Origin of the sequence: Alistipes sp. An66 (genome assembly GCF_002161445.1) — a bacterium.
Classification (GTDB): domain Bacteria; phylum Bacteroidota; class Bacteroidia; order Bacteroidales; family Rikenellaceae; genus Alistipes; species Alistipes cottocaccae.
In genome coordinates this window covers 43768-54129 of record NZ_NFHT01000019.1, presented here as the reverse complement: position 1 = coordinate 54129, position 10362 = coordinate 43768, and the positions used below count along the sequence as shown (strand labels likewise).

The 10362-nt window shown below is 54.0% G+C and carries 4 protein-coding genes; all 4 read left to right on the top strand.

Translation table 11 applies throughout. From position 1 onward, the window contains the following. The first annotated feature begins 857 nt into the window (after nt 1-857). The 4 genes from B5G16_RS11060 (at nt 858) to B5G16_RS11045 (ending at nt 10309) form a co-directional block, all read left to right on the top strand. Nucleotides 858-3200, top strand: a complete 2343-nt coding sequence (locus B5G16_RS11060; RefSeq protein WP_162612064.1) for a hypothetical protein — start codon at nt 858-860, stop codon at nt 3198-3200. A 90-nt stretch (nt 3201-3290) separates the two neighbouring features. Beyond that, entirely contained in the window at nt 3291-5252 is a 1962-nt protein-coding gene (locus B5G16_RS11055; protein ID WP_143260877.1) for a hypothetical protein, read from the top strand. Nucleotides 5253-5422: 170 nt separating this feature from the next. After that, nucleotides 5423-8632, top strand: a complete 3210-nt coding sequence (locus B5G16_RS11050; RefSeq protein WP_087263797.1) for a SusC/RagA family TonB-linked outer membrane protein — start codon at nt 5423-5425, stop codon at nt 8630-8632. Nucleotides 8633-8653: 21 nt separating this feature from the next. Then, the gene (locus B5G16_RS11045; protein WP_087263796.1) at nt 8654-10309 is read left to right on the top strand and encodes a RagB/SusD family nutrient uptake outer membrane protein; all 1656 of its coding nucleotides are present in this window, start codon (nt 8654-8656) and stop codon (nt 10307-10309) included. Nucleotides 10310-10362 lie beyond the last annotated feature (53 nt).

Below are 10362 nucleotides of genomic sequence, written 5' to 3'. Positions count from 1 at the left end.
GGGGTTGCGGGGTTACAGGCGTTTATTTTCAGCGGTAACCCCGCGAGGGCTTCGCCCTTCGAATCCCTCACTTTCCGCCAGCGCGCAATACATGGGCGCGGGATGACAAACGACGGATCCGAAGATCCGTCGTTTGTCTTACCCCCCCCCACGGTCCCCCGAAATGAATCCCTCCCTAAAAACCTCGGACGGAGCGGAATATGATGCGGTGCGTCGACGGAGCGTTGCACATCAAAACGTCGGTCCGACTCCCTTCGGATCCTGCCCTCTCCGTCCTGAAAACTCAAACGAATGCTGCGGAGTCCTGGCAACGCTCCGCTGCCCCTCTTTGAAAGGTAAAAACCGGATGCCCGAGAATCGGATATAATTTGGTGTGCCAAAAAAAAATTAAACAAATTGTCGTTTTTATTACTGATTATTGAAAAAAATGCGTATATTTGGTTGCGTTCTTTAATTAGAAATCCGGATTTGGTATTTTTTTGAAAATCGACGGCTCCCGATTGATGATATGAAATGCGAACGGCTGTTTGTTTTTTTCATCCGTGATGCGTATCTTTGGGCGTCATTTCGGTGGTTGTACAGATTGATTTTTGCAGGATGGTCGAATATTTCGGATGGTGTGAAGGACTGTTCCCCGCTTCTTCGAGCCGGGATCGTGTATACACCACATCTCAATATATGAAGCCTCTGGCAAGATCAAATCCCTACAATACCTTATATATATAAGATGTTGAATTTTTAATAAATGGATGAATGAATTTCGAGGCGCGGGACTGATGCCCCCGGACCTTCGCCCGGACACCGGATCAGAGTTTACGGAATTTCGCGACAAACCGGATTTATTAAACATACTTTTTATGAATATGAAGAAAATCTACTTTTTGCTTTTGGGTAGTCTTTTGATGTGCGGCGGAGCAATGACCTCCTGCACATCGGACGAATCGGGTGGCGGTTCCACCAGTTTGCCTGAAAACACCTTCTCTGTCGGTGATGCCCAGCACAGCATCGCCTCCGTTGTCTATACGGTCGACAAAGACACGAAGGTCTACACGTTCTACTTCTCGCCGACCGGCGGTCTGATGGATCTGGATGCCATGCTGGTGGCTGACGACTACATCAAAATCGTAACCAAGTCTCCTGCCGGCGATTTGGCCGCCTACGACAAGAACGGCTCCGTCAGCTACAAAGGCGCCGAGGTTTCGGTTTCCGAACTGACCGGATCGTCGAGCCTCTATGTTCTCATGGGGTCGGTTTCGACGGTCAAAATGGATCTCAATGTAACCCTTCCTTCCGGAGAACCGCTCGTCGGAAACTACTACGGCTACTGCGTCTATCACTCCGAGGGCGGCGACAGCGGTGAGGTTGAGCAAATCCTCACCCTCACCACGCAGATCTTCGCCCGTTATAAGGGTACGGCTAAGAATGCCGGAACCAACAACTACTTCGTGGCCGTAACGAATACCACCTTCACCCTCGGTTCGACTGCTGATTCGTTCACCCTGACCGACGAAGGTTATGCCCTGGTTCTCGACTTCTACGGTCCGCAGAGTGATAATTGGAAGGATTTCCCGGTCGGAACCTTCACCGAAAGCGATAAGAAGGGTGACCATACCTGGTACTTCGATTACAGCTATGTCCTTCACCGTGACGCGCAGGGCACCGAAACGAGACTGGCGCTGTGCGATGACGTGACGATCCAGCGCGACGGCTCCTCCGACCAGGTGACGATCACTACCAGGTGCCTCGATGCCGAGTATAATAAGGAGTATGATATTAGCTTTACGGGAGATCTGCGTATGGCTAACGGCACGATCGAATCCTACTTGCCCATGTACGAAGACAATATCGAATTCGAAGGCTATTCTTGCGTGTATGCTTATTATATGGGCGATATCTATTCTACGGGCAGCGGTCTGGTGTCGCTTACGTTCAATGACTTCAAGTGGGATAATCGGGAAAACGGCGGTTACTCTGCCACGATACTCCTTTGCGGCCGGAAATTCAATGACAAGAGAGAAGTTACAATTGTGGAGGGACCCTATACAGCTTCCAGTACTTACTCCCAGCAGGGAACCTGGCGGACGGGATATGACGATTTTAGTCTTAGCTGGTTCGGTTTAGTAATCCCCGGCGGTACCTATGTCTCTTATCGCCCCGATGCGGCGAACAACCAGCATGACCGCTACGCCTATGGCGCATCCGGTGAGATTAATGTTTCCAAAGTTGAAAAGGGGTACCGGATCGAATTCGATCTGATCTCGGCCCCCGGATTCAGCGTCAAGGGATTCTACGAAGGTCCTATCGATCTTGATGACATATCGCAGGACGAACGGGACGACGGCTCGTCGACGCTGGAATCCGACCTGGATCTGAATTTGGAGAAGTTCGATCGTGCTTACTGCTATCCGCAGACCGAAATCTACTTCGGAGACGCAGGTTATAAGACGCTTGACTATATCACGTCGGCAAATCCGGGCGGTGAAGAGAGCGGATTCCAAATTATCGAGATCGGCAATTCCGGCATGTTCCGTCGTTCGAAGCCGGGAACAATTCCCGAGACCGATGTCTTCCAGATTGAACTCCTCGTCAAACCGGGAACCGACGGCCAAATTACGCCGGGAGTTTATCCCATCACCGAAAACCGTTACCCCGTCCGCTTCAAACCGGGTGTCAGCCCGCGCGGATACATGCATACGAACGGTGCATTGGGTACCCGCTGGGAGAAAGTCGTCGAGGCGATCGGAAACCGGTGGGACGACGAAAATAACAATGGGATACAGGATCCCGGTGAAGTTAAGGAAAATGTACCTGTCGGAGAGCCGACGCTCGGAGGATACGCCTGCGTCTATGCCGGCACCGTGACGGTGGAGAAGGTCGAAGGCAAGGGCGACAATTACTTCAAATTCACAATCGACGGCGAGGATGTCTTGCATCACAAGATCCGGGGCTCGTGGGAAGGCCCGGTTTACCAAAAGGTTGATTCGGGTCAAGTCGGTGAAGACGGTAAGCCCATCTATAATGAAGTACCCGTCGTTTCGTCCGGCTATGAGTTCCCTGCCACCACTACGAGTTCGGCTGCCGGACGCCTGTCGGCCCGAAAACTGACGCCCGAACGCCTGTCGGCCATGTCGTCGGCCGAAAGGGATCAGGTCCTTTCGACCCTCGGGGCTCGGCGTATTGACAATGCTTCATTCAGATAATCCAAATCTGTAAATCGTATGGAAAGGCGCGGGGTACATCCCCGTATCCCGCGCCTTTTGTATCTCAATCCAATCATAAAAAACATCACCATGAAACAATTCTATTCTACAGGTCTCCGTCTCTTGTCGTGGACGGCTCTGTGTGCAGGCGTGATTACTTCATCCTGCAAGAAGGACGACAGCAACAATGGCGGTGGCGGTGGCGAACCTACCCCTCCTCCCGTAACGCTGAATGACCAGATTGAATACAATGGAGGCGATCTGATCGACATCAAATCGGCCGTTTATGCGGTCGATGAGGAGAATGCCAACCTCTTCACCTTCTATCTCTCGCCGACCGAAGGCATCAAGACAGTCAAGGAGATGGAGGCTGCCGACGACTATCTGAAAGTCATGGTCGAAGAGCCCGCCGGAACGGTGGATACCAAAAACCAGCTCTTCTCGATCGACTATGAGGATATCTCCGTGTCGAAGACCAGCATGGTCGGCTATGCCAATGTCAACCTTTCGGTCAATCTGCTGGAACAAACCTCGCATCTGGTGCTCTACGTCGATGTGAAGACCGAAAGCGGCAAGACGCTGCTGGCCCGTTACAACAACACCTGCACGCTCTACAAACTGCCGACGCTCAACAACCAGTACGGTATCGACGATCAGGCTACGAAGATCGGCAGCGTGGTGGAATATGTCGATTTCGCAGCCGGAACCACAACCTACTATGTCTATGAGAAGGAGGGTGTGACGGCTCCGTCGGAGGAAACTCCCGCCGGTCTGACGATTCGGCTCGCCTCGGATTTCGATCCCAAGCAGATTGTCAACGGACGTCTCGTTGCCGATTCGAAACTGGAAATCGACTTCTCGACGGACGACATGCAGAAGGTTTCGGTTCAGAGCGGTACGTTCCAGAGCGCACCCGGGATGGCTGGTATGCTCACGTTGCAGAAGGATCGTACCGATATCTCGAAACTCAACGTGAAACTCGATATCAAGGGTGCCGACCAGCGCCTGCGCGCCAACTATAACTATGGCTCGATCAGTGCCGGTTACAAGAGTTCGGACCACCTGAAAGTTTCCGTTACAGATGACGCTGTCATGGACGGAGACTTGACGGAACTTTTCAACTACTTCCAGGGCGGTGTTCACCAGTTTGCATTCGGTATTCCTGCCACCGATCCCGAGGAGCCCAAGGAGGGTGTTGCCGCACTGACGACCGGCCGCTATGCCGTGCAGATCAATGTGGCTGAAGCCAATCTGGGCAAGACGTTCGATCTGGCAACCAATAAGGATCAGCTCGGTCTGTTTGTCTATGATTATGAGACTTATAAAACCTATGATGCTTCGAAGATGGATGTTACGGGTACGGTTCGTGTAATCGATGCCGGATCGAATAACTATTATTTGAGTGTCGACGCCGTATTCCAGGATGGCCCGACGGTCAAGGCCGAGTGGTTCGGTTCCGTGACGGCGGAAAATTCTGCCTTCGCCGAGATTCTTACTCCGGTTGAGCCGTTCCGTCCGAAGATTCAGGTTTGCCGGCCTGATGGCTCGACGATTATAGATTGGACTATTGCTAATGTGCAGGTTCGTCACGAACCTAACTATTCTATTGGAGGAGGTGAGAAGACTTCGGCTTATTTTTTCTATTTTGTCAAAGAAGGTGTGTCTTCTGTTGACTCTCCTATACTTACTCCATTCTTGGCTGTTAATGATGATAATCTGTTGTGTGACATTGCAAATATGAAGGACAAGGCAGATTTGAAGTGGCAGTTTAAGTTTACTTATCAGAGTGGCGAGAAGCTTCTTTATGCAGGAGAATATGGGCATCCAGCACCTTATACGGCGAGAACACCAGATGAAAGTAGTCTTTCGATTCAGAAGGATGGTACGCAGTGGAAGATCACTTTCCAGATGAAGGATTGGGGCGTTTTGCAATATGGTTCTCCGAATCCGACAGGAACGAATAATACATTAGTCATTCAGTGGGAAGGTCCTCTGACCAAGTATTCGGGGTACAAGACGAATGACCTTGAAGACTCCTTCTACGGAAACTGATGCTCTGTCAAGATTTTGAAAATTAAAGATTGATACCCTCCCTGAACCGGGCCCGGATCCTGGAACGATCCGGGCCCGAGTTGGGAGAAAACCCCTTTGCCGTGTAATGCGAGCCTCGACGTGAGGACGCCGGCAATCTACATTTCCGAGCCAAAACTCAAATTTATTGTATGTTGAAAAAATTCCTCTTTACGCTATCGGTCGCTTTGGGACTTTGTCTGGCGGTACTCGCCCAGCAAATCCAGGTGACCGGAACGGTCAAGGACCCTGCCGGAAATCCGGTAGCCGGTGCCACCATCCTGATCGAAGGCACAACTTCCGGTACCACGACCAATGCAGACGGCGGTTATTCCATCTCGGCTTCTCCGAATGCCACGCTCCTCGTCTCATTCATCGGATTCCAATCCCAACAAATCGCCGTCGCCGGGAAAACCCGTATCGACATCTCTCTCAAAGAAGATTCGCAAGCCATCGACGATGTGATCGTCGTCGCCTTCGGTACCGCCAAGAAAGAGGCTTTTACCGGCTCGGCTACCGTCATCAAATCCGATGACATCGCCAAATCACAACAGTCCAACGTCGCACAGGCCCTTGCCGGTAAGGTCGCCGGTGTGCAGTTGACCAATACCTCCGGTCAGCCCGGACAAAGCCCCGATATCCGCATCCGCGGTTTCAGCTCGCTCAACGCCGGCAACGGCCCGCTGTGGATCGTCGACGGCATGCCTTACTCGGGCGACCTGAACAACTTAAACCCCAACGATATAGAGTCCATGACCGTCCTCAAGGACGCCGCGTCGAACGCCTTGTACGGCGCCCGCGGTGCCAACGGAGTCGTCATGATCACCACCAAAAAGGCCAAATCGAAGGATGCCGTCATCTCGTTCGATGCCAAATGGGGTGTCAACTCCCGCGCCGTCAAGGACTACGAATACATCAAGAACCCCGCACACTTCTATGAAGTGCACTACGGCGCCCTGAAACGCTATTACCTCGACTCGGGTATGAGCGAAATCCAGGCCCACTCGCTCGCCAATCAGAACCTCGCCGCCTCGGCCAACGAAGGGGGGCTCGGATATATGATCTACACCCTCCCGGAAGGTCAGGAGTTCATCGGTATCAACGGAAAGGTCAATCCCCTGGCTACCCTCGGACGTCGCGTCGTCTATGAAGGCCAGGAGTATTACATCCAGCCCGACGACTGGACCGATGCCGCGTTCAGACACTCCCTGCGTCAGGAGTACAACATCAGCATCTCCGGATCGACGGAAAAGGCGTCGGTCTACGCTTCGGTGGGCTACCTCGACAACGAAGGTATCGCCTACAACTCCGACATGCAGCGTTTCACCTCCCGTCTGAAAGTCGACTATCAGGCCAAAAAATGGCTGAAAGTCGGTGCCAACGTCAACTACGCCCGGTTCAACTACAACCAGATCGACGACGGCGGTGCCAGCAACAGCTCCGGCAACGTCTTCGCTTACACGACGACCGTCGGCCCGATCTATCCCCTCTATATCCGTGACGGCGAAGGCAACATCCGATATACGGAGGACGGAATCATGATGTACGACTACGGAAGCGGCGATAACGCCGGTCAGGAGCGTTCGGTCTTCACCGACAGCAACGCCCTCTCGGATTCGCGCCTCAATACCTCGCAGGCCGAAGGAAACGCCTTCAACGGTACGGGATTCTTCGACATCACCTTCCTCAAGGATTTCAAGTTCACGTTCAATGCCGGCGTCACGCTCGACGAAACCCGCTCCACGAGCATTCTCAACCCCTATTTCGGCCAGTACAAGGGCGAAGAGGGTCTGATCTCGAAGGGGCATGCCCGTCAGTTCGAGTACAATACGCAGCAGATCCTCAACTATACCAAGCAGATCGGCAACCACAACGTCAACGTCATGGTGGGTCATGAGTACTACAACGCCCGCAGCTATTCGATCTCGGGCAGCAAGAGCCACATGCTTACGCCCGACAACGACGAGCTCTCCGGTGCCATCATCGACAAACAGAGCGCAGGATCGTCGCGCGGCGAGTACAACAACGAAGGTTACTTCGCCCGCGCCATGTACGACTACCAAAGCAAGTACTTCTTCTCCGCGTCGTTCCGTCGCGACGCCTCTTCGCGCTTCCATCCCGACCACCGCTGGGGTAACTTCTGGTCCCTCGGCGGCGCCTGGATCCTGACCCGCGAGAACTTCCTCGCCGGAACCCAGAACTGGCTCGACAACCTCAAATTGAAGGCCTCCATCGGTTCCCAGGGTAACGACAACATCGGAAATTTCCGGTACACGAATACTTATACCATCGAAAACGCGAACGGTGAAGTTTCGACCGTCTTCAACTCGAAGGGCGCCGAAAACATCACCTGGGAGACCAACTCCAACTTCAATGCCGGTGTGGAATTCAGCATCTTCCGCGGCATGCTCTCCGGCGGCGTCGAGTACTTCCTCCGGAAAACCACCGACATGCTGCTCTCGTTCCCCGTACCGCCCTCGCAGGGTTACTCGTCCTACTATGCCAACGTCGGCGACATGCGCAACAGCGGTATCGAAATCGAGCTGAACTACACGCCCATCCGCACCGACAACATCATCTGGGACATCAACCTCAACATGACCCACCTGCGCAACAAGATCACCATGCTGCCCCAGGAGCGCCGCAACAAGGTCGTCGAAGGGTATCAGGGTTATGTCAGCGGTACGACCTTCTTCGGCGAAGGACTCCCGATGTACACCTTCTATTTGAAGAAGTACGCCGGCGTATCGGACGAGGGTAAATCCATGTGGTACATGGACGAGCTCGACGAAAACAACCAGCCCACCGGCCGCCGCGTCACCACGACCGAATATGCCAAGGCTTCGGACTACCTCTGCGGCAACCCGATCCCCGACCTCTACGGCGGTTTCGGCACCTCGCTGAACTTCTACGGCTTCGATCTGAGCGTGGCCTTCACCTATCAGATCGGCGGTCTGGCCTACGACTCCGGTTACGCCGCAGCCATGTACTCCCCGGCCAACAAGTCCACCGGTATGAACTGGCACAAGGATATTCTCAACGCCTGGACGCCCGAAAACTCCTCGTCGAATATCCCCCGATTGCAGTACGAGGATCAGGATCAGAACGCACAGTCCGATCGTTTCCTGCTCGACGCCAGCTACCTGAACTTGCAGAACATCAACTTCGGATATACCGTTCCGTCGAAAATCACCCAGAAGTTCGGCATCGGCAAACTCCGTATTTATCTCGCCTGCGAAAACGTTTATTACTGGTCCAAACGACAGGGCTTCGATCCCCGTTATTCCTACACGGGAGCTACCTCCCAGGCCAACTACTCCCCCGTGCGCACGATCTCGGGCGGTATCAATATCCAGTTCTAAACGCTTAAATATGAACATACTATGAAAAATATCTTGAAAATATCGATCGCAAGCCTTGCCGCGGGTCTTTTCGCTACCGGCTGCATCAAGGATGCGGTTCCTACGGATGTCGCCATCGAAAGCCAGGTGTCGCTCGAAACGACGATCCGGGGAATCCCTGCCGCACTGGTCAAGGCCGGATCGGCCGGGTATGCCGACCAAGGTGCAGCCTGGGACTTCTCGCTGCCGGCCATCCACCTCGCTACGGAATCCATGACCGGCGACCTCGTCGTGACGGGTAATATCAGCTACGACTGGTTCTCGCAGTGGGGAACCAATACCGCTCTCGGCTCCGATTATGCCGTCGGCGCCCTCACCTGGGACAACTACTACACGTGGATCATGATGGCCAACAGCGTGATCAGCCTTATTGATGCCACGGACTTCTCCGCGCTCGATGCGTCGAAACGCTCCTATCTGGGCTTCGCTTACGCCTACCGTGCCATGTTCTACTTCGATCTGGTGCGTCTCTATGAGTTCAAGGAGAATACGGTGACCAAGGCTCCGGAGCTGCTCGGTCTCGGCGTGCCCATCGTCTTGCCCGAAACCACCGAGGCACAGGCCAAGAACAACCCCCGCGCCAAGGTGGACGACATCTACGATCAGATCATCTTCCCCGACCTGGAAAAGGCCGAAACGCTGCTCTCGACCTATACGGCTCCCGACAAGTATTCGCTCAGCCTGGCATTCGTCTACGGTATGAAGGCCCGTGCCTATCTCGAACGCGGTACGGCCAAGAACGATGCCGGAGACACCGGGGCTGCTGCCGAGGCTTACAAGTCCGCAGCGGAGTATGCCCGCAAGGCCATCACCGCGAGCGGTTGCACGCCGCTGACCCAGGAGCAGTGGGAGGATCCCGTCAACGGATTCAACAACGCCGAGTCGAACAATGCCTGGATCTGGGGTCTCGCTCTTCCGAGCGAAAGCGTCTCGCCGCTCTTCTGCTTCACGGCGCACATGAGCTGCGAGAACGACTGGTCCGACTACCAGGCCGGCCGCGGTATCAACCGGAACCTCTACAACAGCATCTATCTTCGGGATTTCCGCCGCCATTCGTGGCTTGATCCCGACCGGAACAGCTATGCCTACAAGAGTGCGCGTCCCGACAGCAAGAAGTATTTCGCCGACGCTCTGGCCGATTACGCCAACATCAAGTTCCGTCCGGCACAGGGCGCCTACAAGGATTACAACGTAGGTGGTGCCGCCGACCATTGCTGCATGCGCGTCGAGGAGATGTACTTCATCGAAGCGGAGGCTACGGCCCAGGCCGGCAACTTGCAGGAGGGTATTCGTCTGTTGAACGACTTCATGACCACCTACCGCATGACCGACGGTGCGAAGTATGACTGCTCGGTTAAGGTGGGGTCGTCGCTCGAAAACTTCGTCAACGAACTCATGCTCCAAAAACGAATCGAGTTCTGGGGCGAAGGTATCGTGATGTTCGACATGAAACGCCTCGACATGTCCAGCAAACGCGGATATGTCGGCACGAACGCTCCCTCGTCGTACCGGATCAACGTCGACGGACGGGCTCCCTACTGGAATATCGTGATCACCCGCGGTGAAACGCAGAACAACCCCGTCATCGCCACGCAGAACAATCCCGACCCCTCGGGTCTGATCGAGTTGTGGAAGTAATAGCCGGACCGATCTACGAATCGCTTATTACCTCTTAATCATAAATTCAGCGA

Excerpts from the sequence above, each read along its gene's own strand:
- B5G16_RS11055 (WP_143260877.1), top strand. The coding sequence starts at position 3,291 with ATGAAACAATTCTATTCTACAGGTCTCCGTCTCTTGTCGTGGACGGCT.
- B5G16_RS11050 (WP_087263797.1), top strand. The coding sequence starts at position 5,423 with ATGTTGAAAAAATTCCTCTTTACGCTATCGGTCGCTTTGGGACTTTGT.
- B5G16_RS11045 (WP_087263796.1), top strand. The coding sequence starts at position 8,654 with ATGAAAAATATCTTGAAAATATCGATCGCAAGCCTTGCCGCGGGTCTT.
- B5G16_RS11060 (WP_162612064.1), top strand. The coding sequence starts at position 858 with ATGAATATGAAGAAAATCTACTTTTTGCTTTTGGGTAGTCTTTTGATG.